Source organism: Salmonella sp. 32031103-2018-00083-FB-01-SM-01 (genome assembly GCF_017571995.1).
In the GTDB taxonomy this organism is placed as follows: Bacteria; Pseudomonadota; Gammaproteobacteria; order Enterobacterales; family Enterobacteriaceae; genus Salmonella; species Salmonella enterica.
The window spans coordinates 110,566-129,192 of record NZ_JAGEQL010000007.1 but is presented as its reverse complement, the minus strand read 5'-3'; the positions used below and the strand labels follow the sequence as shown (position 1 = coordinate 129,192).

Below are 18,627 nucleotides of genomic sequence, written 5' to 3'. Positions count from 1 at the left end.
ACAATAATTTTACATACTGGATACACTTATGAGCTACCCGTCGCTGTTCGCCCCGCTCGATCTGGGCTTTACTACTCTCAGAAACCGCGTGCTGATGGGATCGATGCACACGGGTCTGGAAGAACATCCTGATGGCGCCGAGCGCCTGGCGGCATTTTATGCCGAGCGCGCGCGACACGGCGTAGCGTTAATCGTCACCGGCGGTATTGCGCCCGTTCCCTCCGGGGTCGTGATGACCGGCGGCGCGATGCTGAACGATGCCAGCCAGTTAACGCCTCACCGCGTGGTGACCGATGCCGTACATGCGCAAGGCGGTAAAATCGCGCTGCAAATTCTGCACACCGGGCGTTACAGCTATCAGCCGCACCTGGTCGCGCCGTCGGCAATTCAGGCACCAATCAACCGCTTTATGCCGCATGAACTGACGCATGATGAAATCTTGCAGTTAATCGACGACTTCGCGCATTGCGCGCAACTGGCGCGGGAAGCAGGCTACGACGGCGTAGAGGTGATGGGATCAGAGGGCTATCTGATTAATGAATTTCTCACCCGGCGAACTAACCATCGCGATGACGAGTGGGGCGGCGACTATACCAGCCGTATGCGCTTCGCGGTTGAGGTAGTACGCGCGGTACGCCAGCGGGTAGGGAACGACTTTATTATTATCTATCGCCTGTCGATGCTCGATCTGGTGGAAAATGGCGGCACGTTCGACGAAACGGTACAACTGGCGCAAGCCATTGAAGCCGCAGGTGCAAGCCTAATTAATACCGGCATTGGCTGGCATGAGGCGCGAATCCCGACCATCGCCACGCCAGTACCGCGTGGCGCCTTTAGCTGGGTGACGCGGAAACTCAAAGGTCATGTGTCGGTTCCGCTGATCGCGACCAATCGCATTAACGATCCGCAGGTCGCCGAGACGATCCTGACGCGCGGCGATGCCGATATGGTGTCGATGGCGCGTCCCTTCCTTGCCGATGCCGAATTCCTGACTAAAGCGCAATCCGGACGCGCAGATGAGATCAACACCTGTATCGGCTGTAATCAGGCCTGTCTGGATCGGATCTTCATCGGCAAAGTGACCTCCTGTCTGGTGAACCCACGCGCCTGTCACGAAACCCACATGCCGATAACGCCGGCCATACGCAAAAAGAATCTGGCCGTTGTCGGCGCAGGCCCGGCGGGGCTGGCTTTCGCGATTAACGCCGCGTCGCGCGGCCATCATGTCACGCTGTTTGACGCCCAGAGTGAAATTGGCGGTCAGTTCACTATCGCCAGGCAGATCCCGGGTAAAGAGGAGTTTTACGAAACGATGCGCTACTACCGTCGAATGATCGATATTACTGGCGTTACGCTGAAACTGAACCAACGGGTGAACGCAGAGGATCTTCAGCCGTTTGACGAAGCGATCCTCGCCTGCGGAATAGTACCGCGCCGCCCGCCGATAGACGGTATCGATCATCCAAAAGCATTGACCTACCTGGAGGTATTGCGCGATAAAGCGCCGGTTGGTAAACGAGTGGCGATCATCGGCTGCGGCGGGATCGGTTTTGACACGGCCATGTATCTGAGCCAGCACGGCGAATCCACCAGCCAAAATATTGCTGAATTTTGTACGGAATGGGGAATTGATACCAGCCTGCAGCAGGCAGGCGGTCTGCGCCCGGAAGGCCCACGCCTGGCACGTAGTCCACGGCAAATCGTCATGCTGCAACGCAAAGCCAGCAAGCCGGGCGAAGGATTAGGTAAAACCACCGGCTGGATCCATCGCGCGACGTTACTGGCGCGCGGCGTGAAGATGATCCCGGCAGTCAGTTACCAGAAGATCGACGACGACGGATTACATCTCTTGATCGGCGGCGAACCGCAGTTGCTGGAAGTGGATCATGTGGTGATCTGCGCCGGACAAGAACCTCGCCGCGAGCTGGCGGACCCGTTACGCGCCGCAGGTAAAACGGTACATCTTATCGGCGGATGCGATGTCGCGATGGAGCTGGATGCCCGACGGGCGATTGCCCAGGGCACCCGACTGGCGCTGGAGATTTAACGACTTTACCTGATGGCGCTGCGCTTATCGGGCTTACGCTGTCATACCGGTTTTATAGGCCGGTATGACGCTTGAGAGCCTTATCGACGGCGTCCCTGCTTCACCGCTTTCAAAATGACAAATTTATTGTTGGTTGCTATCGTCGCGCAATTACCGAAAATCTTCTTCAGCTTGTGGAAATAGTCCAGATGACGGTTCGCCACAATATACAGTTCGCCGTTGATTTTCAGGCAGCGGCGGGCGTGATGGAACATCTCCCAGGCGATATTATCCGTCAGCGCATGTTTCTGGTGGAACGGCGGGTTGCAGAACACAGCGTTAAAACGGAACGGCTCCACGCCGGAGAGCGCATTGTTGATCATAAATTCGCAGCGTTCGAACGCTTCCGGCAGGTTCGTTTCTACATTCAAACGGCTGGAATCTACCGCCATCGGCGATTCATCGACAAATACCACGTTCGCCTGCGGATTTTTCGCCAGTAAGCTCAGGCCAATCACCCCATTGCCGCAGCCGAGATCGACAATCTCCCCGTCGAGGTTTTCCGGCAAATGCTGCATAAAGAAGCGCGCGCCGATATCCAATCCGGTACGAGAAAACACATTCGCGTGGTTGTGAATCGTCCAGCCTGTATCTTCCAGTTTCCAGCTTAGCGTTTGCGGCGCGTCGGCCAGTTGCGGATGACTGAAGGTACAGTTAATCAGGCGCGCTTTCTTCCACGCCAGCGTCGTCGTGGTTGGGCCCAGCACTTTTTCAAACAGTTCCAGCGTAGAGGTATGAATATCACGCGCTTTCGCGCCGGCGATAATACGCGTTTGCGCCGTAACGACCTTACGCAAAGCGCGTAACTGCTGTTCCAGCAACGCCAGCGTTTTCGGTACTTTAATCAATACCACGCCCGGCGCCTGCGGGTAGTCAGCGATACTGTCGAGAAACGTTACGCTGGACTCCGCGATGCCGTTATGGCGTAAATTCTCTCGCGTACCCAGTTCGCTTAAATACGAATCGCCAATACTGTATGGCGAATGCTCCGCCAGCGCACAGCTTAGCGCGCCAAACGTATCATTCAGGATCAGCACCGGGCCGCGAATTTCCGTCTCATCCAACTGTTGCAGCAGATACTCATCGGCCGCCTCCCACGCCAGAAGCGGGTTAACATCATCCGTTTGCGGAAAACGTTTCAGCGTCAGTGAACGGAAACCGTCGTCTACGTGGCTCATTAGGCCTCCTGAATGGTAAAATTGCGGCGTTATCCCTGAAAAGGGTGCGTGAGTATACACTTTTTATCAGCAACATGGAGCTTTGATGACCTCACTAACTTACCTTCAGGGGTATCCGGAACATCTCCTTGCCCAGGTGCGCGCCTTAATCGCCGAGCAGCGCCTGGGAGCAGTGCTGGAAAAACGTTATCCCGGCGCGCATGATTACGCCACTGACAAAGCGCTATATCACTATACTCAGGAACTGAAAAGTCAGTTTCTGCGCAATGCGCCGCCCATTAATAAAGTGATGTATGACAGCAAGATCCATGTGCTGAAAAATGCGCTGGGACTGCATACCGCTGTCTCGCGCGTTCAGGGCGGCAAGCTCAAGGCAAAGGCGGAGATCCGCGTCGCCACCGTGTTTCGTAACGCCCCGGAGCCATTCTTACGGATGATTGTGGTTCACGAGCTGGCGCACCTGAAAGAGAAAGATCATAACAAAGCGTTTTATCAGCTCTGCTGCCATATGGAGCCGCAGTACCATCAACTGGAGTTTGATACGCGACTGTGGCTGACGCATCAGGCGCTGTCGGCACAATAAATTCTGAAAATGCCCCTTCCCCCGTATCTTTTTAACGGCGTGGGCATAAAATCGGCGCGTTCACATTTCGCTCATTGCCTGCCGCCACGTCAAGGATGACGATCTGTAGAGGGTATTTTTTATCCACCGCCAACGGAACCGCGCAACAACCATGCTCTCACAATGTGCCCGTTTTATCCGCCGCCTCTGTTTTACACGCCGGGCGTTAACAGTGGCGTGTTTTCTGCTTGTCGCAGCAGGCGTCGCGCTTTTCTATTCCAACTGGCTTATCGTCAACGCCTCGCAGCATCTGACATGGAATGACATTCAGACCGTTCCCGCCCGCAACGTCGGGCTGGTGTTAGGCGCTAAACCCGGCAATCGGTATTTTACCCGGCGGATTAATACTGCCGCCGCGTTGTATCACGCCGGTAAAGTGAAGTGGCTGTTAGTCAGCGGCGATAACGGCAAAAAAGAGTACGATGAACCTTCGGCGATGCAGCAGGCGCTGATAGCGAAAGGTGTGCCGGAAGCGGCCATTTTTTGTGATTATGCCGGATTCTCCACGCTGGACTCCGTGGTTCGCGCCCGGAAAGTGTTTGGCGAAAGCCGCATTACGATTATCTCGCAAGCATTCCATAATCAACGGGCGATCTGGCTAGCGCAACAATATGGCATTGACGCTATCGGCGTTAACGCGCCGGATCTGAATAAAAGGCACGGAACCTACACACGACTTCGGGAAAAGCTGGCGCGGGTTAGCGCGGTGCTGGATGCCAAAATTTTGCACCGTCAGCCTAAATATCTGGGCGCTGGCGTCACTATTGGGGCTGATAGCGCACACGGGTGCCCTTCTCGCCAGTAAAATGCCAGAGTGCGTCGCAGCGCACTGGCAAGGGCGGAAAGGCGTGCTACATTGACGAAAAATCCCTTTCTGGAGTCCGCTGACGTTTATGATACGTTTCGCTGTAATTGGGACTAACTGGATCACGCGCCAGTTTGTCGACGCCGCCCATGAAACCGGCAAATTCAGGCTCGCCGCCGTTTACTCCCGTAGTCTTGAACAGGCGCAGTCTTTCGCAAATGATTATCCCGTCGAGCATCTGTTTACCTCGCTGGAAGCGATGGCGCAAAGCGACGCGATAGAGGCGGTTTATATCGCCAGCCCGAATTCCTTGCATTTCTCCCAGACGCAGCGCTTTTTGCAGCATAAAAAGCATGTCATGTGCGAAAAGCCGCTGGCTTCTAACCTGGCGGAGGTTGATGCCGCTATCGCCTGCGCGCGCGATAACCAGCGGGTACTGTTTGAAGCCTTTAAAACCGCCTGCCTGCCCAATTTCCTGCTGCTGCGGGAATCGTTGCCGAAAATCGGCAGAATGCATAAAGCATTCCTAAATTACTGCCAGTACTCTTCACGTTATCAGCGCTATCTGAACGGTGAAAATCCGAATACGTTTAATCCGGCCTTCTCCAATGGTTCGATTATGGATATCGGGTATTACTGTCTGGCGTCGGCGATCGCGCTATGGGGCGAGCCGCGCAGCGTTCAGGCGTCAGCGAATTTGTTGGAAAGCGGAGTAGATGCGCACGGCGTCGTGGTTATGGATTACGGCGATTTTAGCGTCACGCTACAGCATTCCAAAGTCAGCGACTCGGTACTGGCCAGTGAAATTCAGGGCGAGAGGGGATCGCTGGTCATTGAAAAGCTGTCGGAATGCCAGAAAGTGTGTTTTGCGCCGCGCGGCGCGCTGATGCAGGATCTGACCCAGCCTCAGCATATTAATACCATGCTGTATGAAGCCGGGGCGTTTGCCCAGCTTATTGAAAACCATGCCGTGGAACATCCGGGGTTGTCGCTAAGTCGCGCCACGGCAAAATGGCTGACAGAAATACGCCGTCAAACCGGGGTCATCTTCCCGGCGGACGATCTGACCCATCCCCTTACTGCGTAAAATTATGTAAATTATATGTTACAGGTCATTGACTCTACGCGTGGCCTGTCATACTTTGTTACGCGCAAAGGGGAGTAACTTCATTGTCGGTCGATCGTCATTACGATGTGTGCAAAACCACATCCGGTCACCGGGCAGCCATAAAGGAATGCGTCAGCGTATTCCTTTATTGTTGTAAGTGAGACCTTGCCGAATGGCAAGGTCTATGCATAAAAGCAGCGGCTAATGCCATTCGGCGTTAGCCGTTTTTTTTTGCATGGGGAGAAATAATGAATACTGTTGGTACGCCATTATTATGGGGTGGATTCGCGGTTGTTGTGGTGATAATGCTATCCATCGACCTGTTGTTGCAGGGACGCCGTGGCGCACATGCGATGTCGATGAAACAAGCAGCAGGATGGTCAATCCTATGGGTAACGCTCTCGCTACTGTTTAACGCCGCTTTCTGGTGGTATCTGGCTGAAACGCAAGGGCGCGAAGTTGCTGACCCGCAGGCATTGGCGTTCCTTACCGGCTATCTGATTGAAAAGTCGCTGGCCGTAGATAACGTCTTTGTCTGGCTGATGCTGTTTAGCTATTTCTCCGTCCCTCCGGCTCTGCAACGCCGGGTGCTGGTGTATGGGGTTCTTGGCGCGATCGTGTTGCGTACTATCATGATTTTCGCCGGTACCTGGCTTATCACTCAGTTCGAATGGCTGCTGTATGTGTTCGGTGCCTTCCTGCTGTTTACCGGCGTAAAAATGGCGCTGGCGAAGGAAGACGAATCCGGCATTGGCGAAAAACCGATGGTGCGTTGGCTGCGCGGGCATCTGCGCATGACTGATACGATCGAGAACGAGCACTTTTTCGTACGTAAAAACGGCCTGCTGTATGCCACGCCGCTGCTGCTGGTGCTGATTATGGTTGAGTTCAGCGATGTGATCTTCGCCGTTGACAGTATTCCGGCGATCTTTGCGGTCACCACCGACCCGTTCATCGTACTGACCTCTAACCTGTTTGCCATCTTAGGACTGCGCGCGATGTACTTCCTGCTGTCCGGCGTGGCGGAACGCTTCTCGATGCTGAAATATGGTCTGGCGGTCATTCTGGTCTTTATCGGCATTAAGATGCTGATCGTCGACTTCTACCATATTCCTATCGCGATTTCGCTGGGCGTAGTGTTTGGCATTCTGACCATTACGCTGGTGATTAACGCCTGGGTTAACCATCAGCGCGATAAGAAACTACGAGCGCAATAATCTTTTATCGGGGTAAACCTGCCCCGTCAAAAACGCCCGGCAGCGCACACCTGTCGGGCGTTTTTGTTTAACATGTCACAATACTGTTAATATAAAGTTATAAAACATGATCACAGCAAAAAATCCAGGATATTTCGCTTCCCGAACCTTCAACTTTCCTTATACTCAACCAGGCAAACACTTTGTTACATCCTGAAAGATGCGCCGTAAGAGCGTGCAGGGGATGACCAGCAACACAATACAAGGAACATGAAATGGCTACGCAACGAGCATCAGGGCTACTGCAGCGTTTAGCGCAAGGCAGTCTGGTTAAACAAATTTTAGTGGGTCTGGTACTGGGGATTTTACTGGCATGGATTTCTAAGCCTGCGGCAGAAGCGGTTGGCTTGCTTGGCACCCTGTTCGTCGGCGCCTTAAAAGCAGTCGCCCCCGTTCTGGTGCTGATGCTGGTAATGGCCTCGATCGCCAACCACCAGCACGGTCAAAAAACCAATATTCGCCCTATTCTCTTCCTTTACCTGCTAGGCACCTTTTCAGCCGCGCTGGCGGCCGTTGTGTTCAGCTTCGCCTTCCCTTCAACGCTGCATCTGTCCAGTAGCGCCCAGGATATCGTGCCGCCGTCCGGCATTGTAGAAGTCTTGCGCGGTCTGCTGATGAGTATGCTGTCGAACCCCATCGACGCGCTGCTGAACGCTAACTATATCGGGATTCTGGTATGGGCCGTCGGTCTGGGATTTGCCCTGCGTCATGGTAATGAAACCACCAAAAACCTCGTGAACGATATGTCTAACGCCGTGACCTTTATGGTGAAACTGGTGATCCGTTTCGCGCCAGTCGGTATTTTTGGTCTGGTTTCATCAACGCTTGCAACCACCGGCTTCTCCACCCTGTGGGGCTATGCGCACCTGCTGGTCGTCTTGATTGGCTGTATGCTGCTGGTCGCGCTGGTGGTCAACCCGCTGTTGGTATTCTGGAAAATTCGTCGTAACCCTTATCCGCTGGTGTTCGCCTGCCTGCGTGAAAGCGGCGTTTATGCCTTCTTTACCCGCAGCTCTGCCGCCAATATTCCAGTGAATATGGCGCTGTGCGAAAAGCTGAATCTGGACAGGGATACTTACTCCGTTTCCATTCCGCTGGGCGCCACCATCAATATGGCCGGCGCGGCAATTACCATTACGGTTCTGACGTTGGCGGCAGTTCATACGTTAGGCGTCCCGGTGGATCTGCCTACAGCGCTGCTGCTGAGCGTGGTGGCCTCGCTGTGTGCTTGCGGCGCCTCCGGCGTGGCAGGCGGTTCATTGCTGCTGATCCCGCTGGCGTGCAACATGTTTGGCATCCCGAACGATATCGCGATGCAGGTAGTAGCGGTCGGCTTTATTATCGGCGTATTGCAGGATTCGTGTGAAACGGCGCTGAACTCATCTACCGATGTTCTGTTCACTGCGGCAGCCTGCCAGGCAGAGGACGAACGTCTGGCGAATAACGCCTTGCGTAGCTAAGTGATTATTGATGCCGGATGGCGTATGCCATCCGGCGTAACGATAGATCTGAATCTCCCAATCCGTAGGCTGTGACGTAAAGCGAATTTATATCCACACGCGTAACGTTATATGTAGATGGCGTCTGCCGCGGCGCTCGGTCAGCGTAAAGTATAAAGTGTCAGCCTGTGTAAATCCTCTCGCCACCCTCCCTTGCGATAAGCAAAATCAAAGCTCAACGACGCGTAATTTCTATAACGGACTTCGTTGACCTTTGTTACAATTAGATGCATTTTGAATTTTTGTGTGTTAGTGCTTGCTTACTTCACAACTTAACAAGGAATAGTTCAGGCCGCGAATTTGCCGTTTCCGCAACGCTGATAAAAACTCCAACTCTGTTGCGGCAGTGCAAACCTCAGATCACCGGCGTGACGTTAACCGATTCTCCAGGAATACTGAATGGAACTACTGACTCAATTGCTGAATGCCCTGTGGGCTCAGGACTTTGAAACACTGGCCAATCCTTCCATGATTGGCATGTTATATTTTGTGTTATTTATGATTTTGTTTCTGGAAAATGGGCTGCTCCCTGCCGCCTTTTTGCCTGGCGACAGCCTGTTGATCTTGGTCGGCGTGCTGATCGCCAAAGGCGCGATGGGTTTTCCACAAACCATTTTGCTGCTTACCGTCGCGGCCAGCCTGGGTTGCTGGGTGAGCTATATTCAGGGCCGCTGGCTGGGGAATACCCGCACCGTGCAAAACTGGCTCTCTCATCTCCCCGCACATTATCACCAACGCGCCCATCACCTTTTCCATAAACACGGCCTGTCGGCATTATTGATAGGCCGTTTTATCGCGTTTGTCAGAACGCTGCTGCCCACCATTGCCGGCATATCCGGCCTGAATAACGCGCGCTTTCAGTTTTTCAACTGGATGAGCGGCTTGTTGTGGGTGCTTATCCTGACGTCGCTGGGCTATCTGCTGGGCAAAACGCCCGTCTTTATGAAGTATGAAGATCAGTTAATGTCATGCCTGATGCTGCTGCCCGTAGTGCTGCTCTTTTTTGGCCTGGCGGGTTCACTGGTCATGCTGTGGAAAAAGAAGTATGGGAGCCGGGGATAACTTATGCTTAAACCACGCATAACTGCCCGACAACTCATTTGGATCAGCGCTTTTCTACTGATGCTGACCATACTCATGATGGCGTGGTCAACGCTGCGTCAGCAAGAGTCGACGCTGGCCATTCGCGCGGTTAACCAGGGCGCCAGTATGCCAGACGGCTTCTCAGTTCTGCATCATCTGGATGCGAACGGCATTCATTTTAAAAGCATTACGCCTAAAAATGACATGTTGCTCATTACCTTCGATTCCCCTGCGCAAAGCGCCGCAGCAAAAACAGTGCTTGATCAAACGCTGCCACACGGTTATGTCGTCGCTCAGCAGGACGATGACAACGAAACGGTACAGTGGCTGTCCCGCTTACGGGAAAGCTCACACCGCTTTGGCTAATCTCCAGGAATCCGAATCATATCACTCACTTTGGTGATTTCATTGTTTAATGACTATGATTAATAAAGCGGTGTTTAACCCACCGCGTTATTATCGGGATCACCGCCCCGGACAACGGGTCCGAACATAAGGGAAAGTTCAGGAATGAAATACCGCATCGCTTTGGCTATCACACTTTTTACGCTTAGCGCCGGTAGCTACGCTAATTCGCTTTGTCAGGAAAAAGAGCAGGATATACAAAAGGAAATTAGCTACGCTGAAAAGCACAACAATCAGCGCCGTATTGAGGGTCTGAACAAGGCGCTCAGCGAAGTACGCGCCAATTGTACTGACAGCAAGCTGCGCGCCGAGCATCAGAAAAAGATCGCTGAGCAAAAAGAAGAGGTAGCCGAACGCCAACGTGATTTAGCCGAGGCAAAAGCAAAAGGCGATGCGGATAAAATAGACAAACGTGAACGTAAGCTGGCCGAGGCTCAGGATGAGCTAAAAAAACTTGAGGCCAGAGACTACTAAATTAACGCCGAATGTAAATACTCACTCACCTGGAGAAAACTATGTCGAAAGATAACACTACGGAACATCTGCGCGCTGAGTTGAAATCCCTGACCGATACGCTTGAAGAAGTGCTGAGCTCTTCGGGCGAAAAGTCGAAAGAAGAGTTGAGTAAGATTCGTAGCAAAGCCGAGCGCGCGCTGAAAGAGAGCCGTTACCGCCTGGGCGAAACGGGTGATGTGATTGCCAAACAGACTCGCGTCGCCGCCGCCCGCGCCGATGATTATGTGCGCGAAAATCCCTGGACAGGCGTAGGCATTGGCGCCGCTGTCGGTCTGGTGTTGGGCGTACTGCTGACGCGTCGTTAATTATGGCGGACTCTCGACAGGCACAAGGACCAGGCAAAAGCGTACTGGGTATCGGGCAGCGGATTGTCACCATTATCGTTGAGATGGTGGAAACCCGGCTGCGACTGGCGGTAGTAGAACTGGAAGAAGAGAAGGCGAACCTCTTTCAGCTTTTGCTGATGGTAGGTCTTACCATGCTCTTCGCGGCGTTTGGCTTAATGAGCCTGATGGTTCTGGTCATCTGGGCTATCGATCCTCAGTACCGTTTGAACGCGATGATCGCTACCACAGTTGTGCTGTTAGTGCTTGCGCTAATCGGCGGCATCTGGACTTTGCGCAAAGCGCGTCAGTCCACGCTATTGCGCCATACGCGGCACGAACTGGCTAACGATCGGCAAATTCTGGAGGACGATCAGTCGTGAGCAGCAAAGGCGAACGCGAAAAACGTAAAGCGCTGCTTCTCAGTCAGATCCAGCAGCAACGGCTGGATCTGTCCGCCAGCCGTCGCGACTGGCTGGAGACCACCGGCGCGTACGATCGCGGCTGGAATACGGTGTTAAGCCTGCGCTCCTGGGCGCTGGTCGGTAGCAGCGTAATGGCCATCTGGACCATCCGTCATCCTAATATGTTGGTACGCTGGGCGAAACGCGGCCTGGGTATCTGGAGCGCCTGGCGCCTGGTAAAAACTACCCTCCGTCAACAACAGCTCCGCGGTTAATATCTTTTCTTTTATAGCATCGCGCCATCAGGTTATCGCCCGATTACCCCTGGTGGCGCGATACTTTTATGCATATCGTCTCTTTACCAATCACTCAAATTTTTTGAAAAAATTTGGCAATTTTCCTTGCTAACAATTCCTTTACGCCACGTTTATGATTCTCTCCAGCGATAACAATGACGCGACAAACCGCGCCATTGCTCATGAAAATAGCAGCAGCCGCCGAATCGGCCTCCTGGAGAATAAAATGAAAAAATTAGAAGATGTTGGTGTACTGATAGCGCGTATTTTAATGCCAGTTCTGTTTATTACCGCAGGATGGGGAAAAATTAGCGGCTATGCGGGCACACAACAGTATATGGAAGCGATGGGCGTACCAGGATTCCTGCTGCCGCTCACCATACTGCTTGAGTTCGGCGGCGGTCTGGCGATTCTGCTGGGGTTCCTCACCCGCACCACTGCGCTTTTTACCGCTGGTTTTACGTTGCTGACGGCATTGATCTTCCATAGCAATTTTGCAGAAGGTGTAAACTCGCTGATGTTTATGAAAAACCTGACCATTGCCGGCGGATTCTTATTACTGGCGTTAACCGGGCCTGGCGCGTTCAGCCTTGACCGTCTGCTGAATAAAAAGTGGTAAGCAATCTATACTCAATTAAAAAAGCGAGGGATAGCGCCTCGCTTTTGTCATCTGAAGGAGAGAGACATGGGACAACTGATCGATGGCGTCTGGCACGACACCTGGTATGACACCAAATCTTCCGGGGGGAAATTTCAGCGTTCAGCGTCGGCTTTCCGCAACTGGCTTACCGCTGACGGCGCGCCCGGACCTTCCGGCGAAGGCGGATTCGCCGCAGAAAAAGATCGTTACCATCTGTACGTTTCCCTTGCCTGCCCCTGGGCGCATCGCACGCTCATTTTCCGTAAACTGAAAGGTCTGGAGCCGTTTATTCCGGTTTCCGTCGTGAATCCATTGATGCTGGAAAACGGCTGGACGTTTGATGATACTTTTCCGGCGGCCACCGGCGATACCCTCTATCAGCATGAATTTCTCTACCAGTTGTATCTGCACGCCGATCCACACTACAGCGGCCGCGTCACCGTACCGGTCTTATGGGATAAAAAAAATCATACTATCGTCAGCAACGAGTCCGCCGAAATCATTCGTATGTTTAACTCCGCCTTTGATGGACTGGGCGCTAAAGCCGGGGATTACTATCCCCCCGCGCTGCAAAGCAAAATTGACGAGTTAAACGGCTGGATTTATGACAACGTTAATAACGGCGTTTATAAAGCAGGCTTCGCCACCAGCCAGCAAGCGTATGATGAAGCGGTAGAAAAGGTGTTTACTGCGCTGGCGCGCCTGGAGCAGATTCTCGGACAGCACCGCTATCTGACGGGCGACCAGTTGACCGAGGCGGATATCCGCTTATGGACGACCCTGGTACGCTTTGATCCGGTTTACGCGACTCATTTCAAATGCGACAAATACCGAATCAGCGACTACCTGAATCTGTACGGTTTCCTGCGCGATATCTATCAAATACCGGGCATTGCTGAAACCGTTAATATGGACCATATTCGTCACCACTATTTCCGTAGCCATAAAACGATTAACCCCACGGGTATCATTTCTATCGGACCGTGGCAGGATCTGCTCGAACCTCACGGGCGCGACGTGCGCTTTGGCTAACTTCAGGCGTCCTCCGGGACGCCTTATTAATAAATACCACAAATATTTACCAACATTTCATTCGCAGCTATTCTTAGTTTGATTACTTTAAAAACAAGTGATTGAACCATTATTGAGGCGAAAATGGATTGGTATTTAAAGGTTTTAAAAAATTATCTGGGATTTGGCGGCCGCGCGCGACGCAAAGAGTACTGGATGTTTATTCTGGTCAATATCATCTTTACCTTTGTGTTGGGCCTGCTGGACGCCATGCTTGGCTGGCAACGCGCCGGGGGTGAAGGCGTTCTGACCACCATTTACGGCGTTCTGATCTTTTTACCGTGGTGGGCCGTGCAGTTCCGTCGTCTGCATGACACTGACCGCTCCGCATGGTGGCTACTGTTGCTACTTATCCCCATTATCGGCTGGCTTATCATCATCGCGTTCAACTGCCAGAATGGTACGCCAGGCGACAACCGCTTCGGCCCCGACCCGAAACGTTTTTCCTGATGGCAGCGCGGCGCCGCTTTTAAAGCGCCGCGCGCTATTTATTTTCCGGCGAATAGCTTAGGTATTTCCCGCAGGCACCAGGCTTTTGCCTCCCCCATACTGTCGCGCCGCCAGGCCATAATAATATCGATTTCGCTGGTCGATTCCGGGCTGACCACGCGTAGCCGCCCTTCGGCAATATCCTGTTCCACCATCGAATATGGCATGGTCGCGACGCCAAGCCCGGCCAGCAGCGCCTGACGTTTATCTTCAATCGTGCTTACCGTCAGACGTGGCTGCTTATCCAGCAGTTGCACCGTTAATACCGGCCGCTCGCGCGCGGTATCCGCTACCGCTACGCCGCGGTATTTAACCCGCGTCACTTCCGAAAGCGGCTCCGGCTCCTGATGAATAGGGTGGTCAGGCGCGGCGACATACACATTCATTAACGTATACAACTTACGGGAGTTAATTTCCGACGACGATCGAAAATGCATATCCGGGGCGATAACGATATCCGCCCGTCCCTGCTCAAGCCGCTCCCATGCGCCAGCCAGTACTTCGGTAATCAATGAAAGCTGCGTATTGGCTTTAGCGGCCAGCCGGTCGATCAGCGGAAAAAAAGCAGGCGTCGGTACCAGAGCTTCAGTGACCAGCGTCAGATGCGTTTCCCAACCGCGGGCCAACGCTTCAGCATCCGTCGTTAACTTGTCTGCCGCTTCCAGCAATACCCGCCCGCGTTCCAGCAGCATACGCCCGACGTTGGTGAATTTTGTACGATGGCCGGAGCGATCGAACAGTACAACGTCCAACTCTTCTTCCAGCTTCTGCATGGTGTAACTCAGCGCGGAGGGCACCCGCCCCAACTCATCAGCCGCTGCGGCAAAACTGCCCCGGCGGTCAATGGCGTCCATCACACGCAATGCTTCAAGCGTCAGCGCTCTCTCTTTAGCCATAACGTTCTCATTCAGGAAATTTGAACATACCGGGCAGAATATCTGGCTAACAATGCAGCGTCCAGCCCCTTAACATAAAAGGAAGTAAAGAGAGGTTAATAACGATGATTACGACCCGAACCGCCAAACAATGTGGACAGGCAGACTACGGATGGCTACAGGCCCGCTATACCTTCTCCTTTGGACACTATTTCGACCCTACACTGCTGGGCTACGCGTCGTTGCGTGTACTGAACCAGGAAGTGCTGGCGCCGGGCGCCTCTTTTCAGCCTCGAACTTATCCAAAGGTGGATATTTTAAACCTGATTCTGGACGGCGAAGCGGAATACCGCGACAGCGACGGCAACCATGTACAGGCTAAAGCGGGCGAAGCGTTGCTGCTCGCCGCGCAGCCGGGCATTAGCTACAGCGAACATAATCTCAGCAAAGTTAAGCCGTTAACCCGAATGCAACTGTGGCTTGACGCCTGTCCTGAACGGGAAAACGCGCTGGTACAAAAAATCCCACTCCTGGCGGCGCAACAACAGCTTCTTGCCTCGCCCGACGGTGAGCAAAACAGCTTACAACTGCGCCAACAGGTCTGGGTACATCATATTACGCTGGAGAAAGGCGAATCGCTTAATTTCCAGCTTCACGGGCCGCGCGCCTATTTGCAGTCGATTCACGGTACGTTCCACGCGCTGACGCACAACGAAGAACGCGAGGCGTTAACCTGCGGAGATGGCGCATTTATTCGTGATGAACCTAACATTACGCTGGTTGCCGATACGCCGCTGCGCGCATTACTGGTAGATTTACCGGTGTAGCCAGCCAGAAAAGGAGTCGCAAGATGAGCAAAAAATCGGCGAAGAAACGTCAGCCCGTGGTAAAACCTGCCGTACAGGAGGCGATGAGCGCCACTGTGCCGCTGGGCTATGAAGAGATGCTAACCGAACTGGAAGCCATCGTGGCGGACGCCGAAGCCCGGCTGGCAGAAGAAGAGGCCGCAGCCTGAAATCATGCCGGATGGCGGCGCAAGCGCCCGATCCGGCTTAGAACAGGTAGACCCGATAAGCGCAGCGCCATCGGGCAACACGCTGCCCCGACGTCATGCCGGGGCGTTATTATTAATGCGCTTTACTGGCCATAATCTCGATGATCTGCTTGTCTGTCTGCTGCATTGAGCGACACGCCAGCGAACACAAATTCGCAATAGATTGTTCGACATTGTGCGCCACAATCCCTTCGTTTCCGGTCACCGCCGTATCATCCAACGCCATCAGTACGGCTTTCCACGCCGCCGACGCGCTGGTAGAGACTTTCATCGCACAGCTATTCGACGCGCCATCGCAAATCATCCCGCTGACATCGCCGATCATACTGCTGATAGCCATTGCGATAGTGTCATAACGACCATCTATCAGCCACGCCATACCCGCCGCCGCGCCCATCGCCGCCGTAGTTGCCGCGCACAGCGCCGACAAACGCGGAAGCTGATGGTGAATATAGATAGCGCTCAAATGCGATAACATTAGCGCGCGCGCCAGGCGCTCGTCATCGGCACCGACATGTTCAGCAACCACCATGACTGGCACCGTGGCGGTAATCCCCTGGTTGCCGGAGCCGGAGTTGCTCATCGCGGGCAACGTGGCGCCGCCCATTCTGGCGTCTGACGCCGCGCTGGTACGGATCAAAATCGCCGTGGAGAGATCTTTCGCCAGCAGACCGCGATCGCACTGTTTGGCCAGCGTCGAACCGATATGCAGCCCCCAGGAACCACGCAGTCCCTCCTGCGACAACGCGCCGTTTAGCCTGGCCGCATCCAGAATAAAGCGGATAGCGTCAAAGGGCACCGCATTCACAAACGCCAGGATCTCTTCCAGCGAGGTATGAGACAGCACTCCCAGCGGCGAGGTTTTTTCTTCTTCCTGCGCATTATCGGCCTGGGTAAATACCACGCCCTTGTCGGTTTCTATCCGCACAATGTTTGTATGATCGCCGACGATCGTGACACATGCCCAGCTATCGCCGCGATAAACTTTCGCCCGTGAAAACAGGATGTCGTTACATGGCTCCTGCAACATCACTGCGACATGTCCGGCGGCCAGCATCGCTTTTGCATTGGCAACGGCTTTAGCGGAAGCGTCTTTTAACACCTCCAACCCGGCTTTCGCATTACCGCCCAACGCGCCAAGCGCTGCGGCGATCGGTAGCCCTACCATTCCCGTTCCTGGAACGGTAACGCCCATACCATTTTTCATCAGATTAGGCGAAACCCACGCGTCAATGCGTTCAACTGTGCCGTCAAGTTCAGCCGCCGCCGCCGCTGCCGCCAGCGCCAGTGAAATTGGCTCAGTACACCCCAGCGCCGGTTTTACTTCTTCCTGTACGGCCAGGATAAAACTTTGCCACAATGGATTTATTTTAGATTCAAACATAACAACAACCTTAATCTCAGGTATATCAAGAGAATGCCAGGAACGGAGAAACGCATAGCAGCAGACCGGTAATAATAATCAGGTACAACGAAGCGCCTTTATATTTGTGCAATGCGGGAACCTTGTAGACCAACCATGCCGGAATTAAACAGCCCACCATACCGAAGATAGGGCTACAAATAGAGGTGAAACTCAGTACCGGCGCGTTGAGCACAATGGCGCTCCAGGCCAGCAAAATAGCGAAAATCATAATGCCGCGCTGTACCAGATTTTCCTTAATCTTCTCGGCGGGCATTTTGCGGCGCAGGATATTCATCACAATGCCTTGCGTCGCTTCGCGGAATCCTAAGTAAACGCCAAAGAAGGCGGTCATGACGGCAAAGATGTTCAGAATTACGCTAACCACTTTGACCCAGCCAGCGCCATCGCCGCTAATAAACTGCGCGGCGATCGCCAGGGCGGAAATATTCTGCTCGTAGGCTTTCACCGCTTCGTCATGCCCCATCGCCAGGGTGAAGGAAACCGCATAGAAAAAGACGGTAACGAACAGGACGCCAAACGCGATATTCATGGCGCGCAACGCTTTATGACGTGCGACCTCAATAGATTTTTCGCGTGAACGGTAAGAGATCACCATTGGGCTTAACGTCTGGATAAATAAAATCGAGGTCAGCGTAAATGGCAGGGTAATAATGGCGTTTTTAATCAGCAGGGCCATCGGCGGCAGCGCGCCAATGTTATACAGATGCCACATACCCACCATGGAGACGCCCAGCGCCGCTACTACCAGTAGCTTGGTCAGCACCATGCCGGTGGAAATTTTGAACAGTAATTTTTCACCGCGTGAGGAAATCGCCACCAGGATGCAGATCAGCACCAGACCATAAAACGGACTATCGGAAAGTAATCCTTCCGTTACGCCGAAAGTATGCAGATAAGAGGCGCTGTCGTTAGTAATCGCCGTAGAATAGACGAACATCCAGATGACGAGCATTACAAAGTACAGCGCACCTAATAAAATACCCCAGTTTTTGCCCAGATAGCCGCTGATCACGCTGGGGTAGTCTTTACATTCCGGGGATTCCGCCAGCGTATTAATAAACAGCCGCTGGAACAGGTACATGGCCGGATAGCCAATAATAGAAGAGAGTAAAAAGACCCAAAGTCCCATCAGGCCAACCTGGACAGGAAGAAAAACGATTCCTGCGCCGATCGCCATCCCGATACTCATAATGACCCAACCGGTGTCGGTACTATCAAATTTGATGGCTTCACGCCATTCGCTTTCTGTCATCCCTGCCCGACGCGCCGGGGCTGATGCGTCGAGGATTACGCTGGTATTACTAGCCGATTCCATAAAATTCTCGCTCAATGTGTAGGTAGAGGTTTTTTTTATTTTTCGTGCCGCAGCAAGGCGATATGCAGAACGTGAGGTGCAGGTGCTTTCTTGTAATAAGAAAATCATACGCGCACGATAAGAGAAAAACTTACCAATAAAACACCTGCATTTCTTGTGGGTTAAGAATTCTTTTC

The 18,627-nt window shown here is 53.2% G+C and carries 21 protein-coding genes; 17 read left to right on the top strand and 4 right to left on the bottom strand.

Features of this window, described 5'->3' with window-relative positions:
* Positions 1–28 precede the first annotated feature (28 nt).
* A complete protein-coding gene (locus tag J4614_RS19170) occupies positions 29–2,047 on the top strand; it encodes an NADPH-dependent 2,4-dienoyl-CoA reductase (protein WP_208293287.1) in 2,019 nt (672 codons plus the stop codon).
* Positions 2,048–2,127: 80 nt separating this feature from the next.
* Here the strand turns inward: J4614_RS19170 and rlmG are convergent, their stop codons facing one another.
* Positions 2,128–3,264 (bottom strand): 23S rRNA (guanine(1835)-N(2))-methyltransferase RlmG, encoded by a 1,137-nt coding sequence (rlmG, locus tag J4614_RS19165; protein WP_115178811.1) that lies wholly within the window; start codon positions 3,262–3,264, stop codon positions 2,128–2,130.
* Between the two features lie 85 nt (positions 3,265–3,349).
* Between rlmG and J4614_RS19160 the strand changes: the two genes are divergently transcribed.
* The 14 genes from J4614_RS19160 to J4614_RS19095 all read left to right on the top strand — a co-directional run bounded on the left by J4614_RS19160 (position 3,350) and on the right by J4614_RS19095 (position 13,742).
* Positions 3,350–3,847: a M48 family metallopeptidase gene (locus tag J4614_RS19160; RefSeq protein WP_000202966.1), complete on the top strand. Its 498-nt coding sequence runs from the start codon at positions 3,350–3,352 to the stop codon at positions 3,845–3,847.
* A gap of 151 nt (positions 3,848–3,998) precedes the next feature.
* Positions 3,999–4,691, top strand: coding sequence for a vancomycin high temperature exclusion protein (locus J4614_RS19155; RefSeq protein ID WP_000951045.1), 693 nt, complete (start codon positions 3,999–4,001; stop codon positions 4,689–4,691).
* Positions 4,692–4,779: 88 nt separating this feature from the next.
* Positions 4,780–5,778: a Gfo/Idh/MocA family oxidoreductase gene (locus tag J4614_RS19150; RefSeq protein ID WP_000617682.1), complete on the top strand. Its 999-nt coding sequence runs from the start codon at positions 4,780–4,782 to the stop codon at positions 5,776–5,778.
* A gap of 269 nt (positions 5,779–6,047) precedes the next feature.
* A complete protein-coding gene (locus tag J4614_RS19145) occupies positions 6,048–7,016 on the top strand; it encodes a TerC family protein (protein ID WP_001098833.1) in 969 nt (322 codons plus the stop codon).
* A 254-nt stretch (positions 7,017–7,270) separates the two neighbouring features.
* Positions 7,271–8,515 (top strand): serine/threonine transporter SstT, encoded by a 1,245-nt coding sequence (gene sstT, locus J4614_RS19140; RefSeq protein WP_208293286.1) that lies wholly within the window; start codon positions 7,271–7,273, stop codon positions 8,513–8,515.
* 438 nt (positions 8,516–8,953) lie between these two features.
* Positions 8,954–9,616, top strand: coding sequence for a DedA family general envelope maintenance protein YqjA (gene yqjA / locus J4614_RS19135; RefSeq protein WP_000422141.1), 663 nt, complete (start codon positions 8,954–8,956; stop codon positions 9,614–9,616).
* 3 nt (positions 9,617–9,619) lie between these two features.
* Positions 9,620–10,003, top strand: a complete 384-nt coding sequence (mzrA, locus tag J4614_RS19130) for an EnvZ/OmpR regulon moderator MzrA (protein ID WP_000917512.1) — start codon at positions 9,620–9,622, stop codon at positions 10,001–10,003.
* Between the two features lie 144 nt (positions 10,004–10,147).
* A complete protein-coding gene (locus J4614_RS19125) occupies positions 10,148–10,516 on the top strand; it encodes a DUF1090 domain-containing protein (protein ID WP_000877297.1) in 369 nt (122 codons plus the stop codon).
* A 41-nt stretch (positions 10,517–10,557) separates the two neighbouring features.
* Entirely contained in the window at positions 10,558–10,863 is a 306-nt protein-coding gene (locus J4614_RS19120; RefSeq protein ID WP_000031219.1) for a YqjD family protein, read from the top strand.
* 2 nt (positions 10,864–10,865) lie between these two features.
* Positions 10,866–11,264, top strand: a complete 399-nt coding sequence (locus tag J4614_RS19115) for a phage holin family protein (protein ID WP_000785626.1) — start codon at positions 10,866–10,868, stop codon at positions 11,262–11,264.
* Positions 11,261–11,560 carry a YqjK family protein gene (locus tag J4614_RS19110; protein WP_000095496.1) on the top strand — a complete coding sequence of 100 codons (300 nt, stop codon included), beginning with the start codon at positions 11,261–11,263 and terminating at the stop codon, positions 11,558–11,560. Before J4614_RS19115 ends, J4614_RS19110 begins: the two co-directional genes overlap by 4 nt.
* 247 nt (positions 11,561–11,807) lie before the next feature.
* Positions 11,808–12,200, top strand: coding sequence for a DoxX family protein (locus tag J4614_RS19105; protein WP_001592732.1), 393 nt, complete (start codon positions 11,808–11,810; stop codon positions 12,198–12,200).
* Between the two features lie 66 nt (positions 12,201–12,266).
* Positions 12,267–13,253 (top strand): glutathione S-transferase family protein, encoded by a 987-nt coding sequence (locus J4614_RS19100; RefSeq protein WP_076935688.1) that lies wholly within the window; start codon positions 12,267–12,269, stop codon positions 13,251–13,253.
* Positions 13,254–13,376: 123 nt separating this feature from the next.
* Positions 13,377–13,742 carry a DUF805 domain-containing protein gene (locus tag J4614_RS19095; RefSeq protein WP_000384139.1) on the top strand — a complete coding sequence of 122 codons (366 nt, stop codon included), beginning with the start codon at positions 13,377–13,379 and terminating at the stop codon, positions 13,740–13,742.
* A 38-nt stretch (positions 13,743–13,780) separates the two neighbouring features.
* Here J4614_RS19095 and yhaJ read toward each other — a convergent pair whose 3' ends face one another.
* Positions 13,781–14,677: a DNA-binding transcriptional regulator YhaJ gene (gene yhaJ, locus J4614_RS19090; RefSeq protein ID WP_001041026.1), complete on the bottom strand. Its 897-nt coding sequence runs from the start codon at positions 14,675–14,677 to the stop codon at positions 13,781–13,783.
* Between the two features lie 104 nt (positions 14,678–14,781).
* Here yhaJ and J4614_RS19085 point away from each other — a divergent pair, with 104 nt between their 5' ends.
* On the top strand, positions 14,782–15,483 hold the full coding sequence (locus J4614_RS19085) for a pirin family protein (RefSeq protein ID WP_000633548.1): 702 nt from the start codon (positions 14,782–14,784) through the stop codon (positions 15,481–15,483).
* Between the two features lie 23 nt (positions 15,484–15,506).
* Positions 15,507–15,671 carry a hypothetical protein gene (locus J4614_RS19080; protein WP_000039326.1) on the top strand — a complete coding sequence of 55 codons (165 nt, stop codon included), beginning with the start codon at positions 15,507–15,509 and terminating at the stop codon, positions 15,669–15,671.
* 112 nt (positions 15,672–15,783) lie between these two features.
* Here the strand turns inward: J4614_RS19080 and J4614_RS19075 are convergent, their stop codons facing one another.
* Both J4614_RS19075 and J4614_RS19070 read right to left on the bottom strand, forming a co-directional pair.
* Positions 15,784–17,094, bottom strand: coding sequence for a serine dehydratase subunit alpha family protein (locus J4614_RS19075; protein WP_208293285.1), 1,311 nt, complete (start codon positions 17,092–17,094; stop codon positions 15,784–15,786).
* A gap of 25 nt (positions 17,095–17,119) precedes the next feature.
* A complete protein-coding gene (locus tag J4614_RS19070; RefSeq protein ID WP_000443189.1) occupies positions 17,120–18,451 on the bottom strand; it encodes an amino acid permease in 1,332 nt (443 codons plus the stop codon).
* Positions 18,452–18,627: the final 176 nt, after the last annotated feature.

What these genes read in the sequence shown, in the direction of transcription:
- J4614_RS19170 (WP_208293287.1), top strand. Translation starts at nt 29, where the DNA reads ATGAGCTACCCGTCGCTGTTCGCCCCGCTCGATCTGGGCTTTACTACT.
- rlmG (WP_115178811.1), bottom strand. Translation starts at nt 3,264, where the DNA reads ATGAGCCACGTAGACGACGGTTTCCGTTCACTGACGCTGAAACGTTTT.
- J4614_RS19160 (WP_000202966.1), top strand. Translation starts at nt 3,350, where the DNA reads ATGACCTCACTAACTTACCTTCAGGGGTATCCGGAACATCTCCTTGCC.
- J4614_RS19155 (WP_000951045.1), top strand. Translation starts at nt 3,999, where the DNA reads ATGCTCTCACAATGTGCCCGTTTTATCCGCCGCCTCTGTTTTACACGC.
- J4614_RS19150 (WP_000617682.1), top strand. Translation starts at nt 4,780, where the DNA reads ATGATACGTTTCGCTGTAATTGGGACTAACTGGATCACGCGCCAGTTT.
- J4614_RS19145 (WP_001098833.1), top strand. Translation starts at nt 6,048, where the DNA reads ATGAATACTGTTGGTACGCCATTATTATGGGGTGGATTCGCGGTTGTT.
- sstT (WP_208293286.1), top strand. Translation starts at nt 7,271, where the DNA reads ATGGCTACGCAACGAGCATCAGGGCTACTGCAGCGTTTAGCGCAAGGC.
- yqjA (WP_000422141.1), top strand. Translation starts at nt 8,954, where the DNA reads ATGGAACTACTGACTCAATTGCTGAATGCCCTGTGGGCTCAGGACTTT.
- mzrA (WP_000917512.1), top strand. Translation starts at nt 9,620, where the DNA reads ATGCTTAAACCACGCATAACTGCCCGACAACTCATTTGGATCAGCGCT.
- J4614_RS19125 (WP_000877297.1), top strand. Translation starts at nt 10,148, where the DNA reads ATGAAATACCGCATCGCTTTGGCTATCACACTTTTTACGCTTAGCGCC.
- J4614_RS19120 (WP_000031219.1), top strand. Translation starts at nt 10,558, where the DNA reads ATGTCGAAAGATAACACTACGGAACATCTGCGCGCTGAGTTGAAATCC.
- J4614_RS19115 (WP_000785626.1), top strand. Translation starts at nt 10,866, where the DNA reads ATGGCGGACTCTCGACAGGCACAAGGACCAGGCAAAAGCGTACTGGGT.
- J4614_RS19105 (WP_001592732.1), top strand. Translation starts at nt 11,808, where the DNA reads ATGAAAAAATTAGAAGATGTTGGTGTACTGATAGCGCGTATTTTAATG.
- J4614_RS19100 (WP_076935688.1), top strand. Translation starts at nt 12,267, where the DNA reads ATGGGACAACTGATCGATGGCGTCTGGCACGACACCTGGTATGACACC.
- J4614_RS19095 (WP_000384139.1), top strand. Translation starts at nt 13,377, where the DNA reads ATGGATTGGTATTTAAAGGTTTTAAAAAATTATCTGGGATTTGGCGGC.
- yhaJ (WP_001041026.1), bottom strand. Translation starts at nt 14,677, where the DNA reads ATGGCTAAAGAGAGAGCGCTGACGCTTGAAGCATTGCGTGTGATGGAC.
- J4614_RS19085 (WP_000633548.1), top strand. Translation starts at nt 14,782, where the DNA reads ATGATTACGACCCGAACCGCCAAACAATGTGGACAGGCAGACTACGGA.
- J4614_RS19080 (WP_000039326.1), top strand. Translation starts at nt 15,507, where the DNA reads ATGAGCAAAAAATCGGCGAAGAAACGTCAGCCCGTGGTAAAACCTGCC.
- J4614_RS19075 (WP_208293285.1), bottom strand. Translation starts at nt 17,094, where the DNA reads ATGTTTGAATCTAAAATAAATCCATTGTGGCAAAGTTTTATCCTGGCC.
- J4614_RS19070 (WP_000443189.1), bottom strand. Translation starts at nt 18,451, where the DNA reads ATGGAATCGGCTAGTAATACCAGCGTAATCCTCGACGCATCAGCCCCG.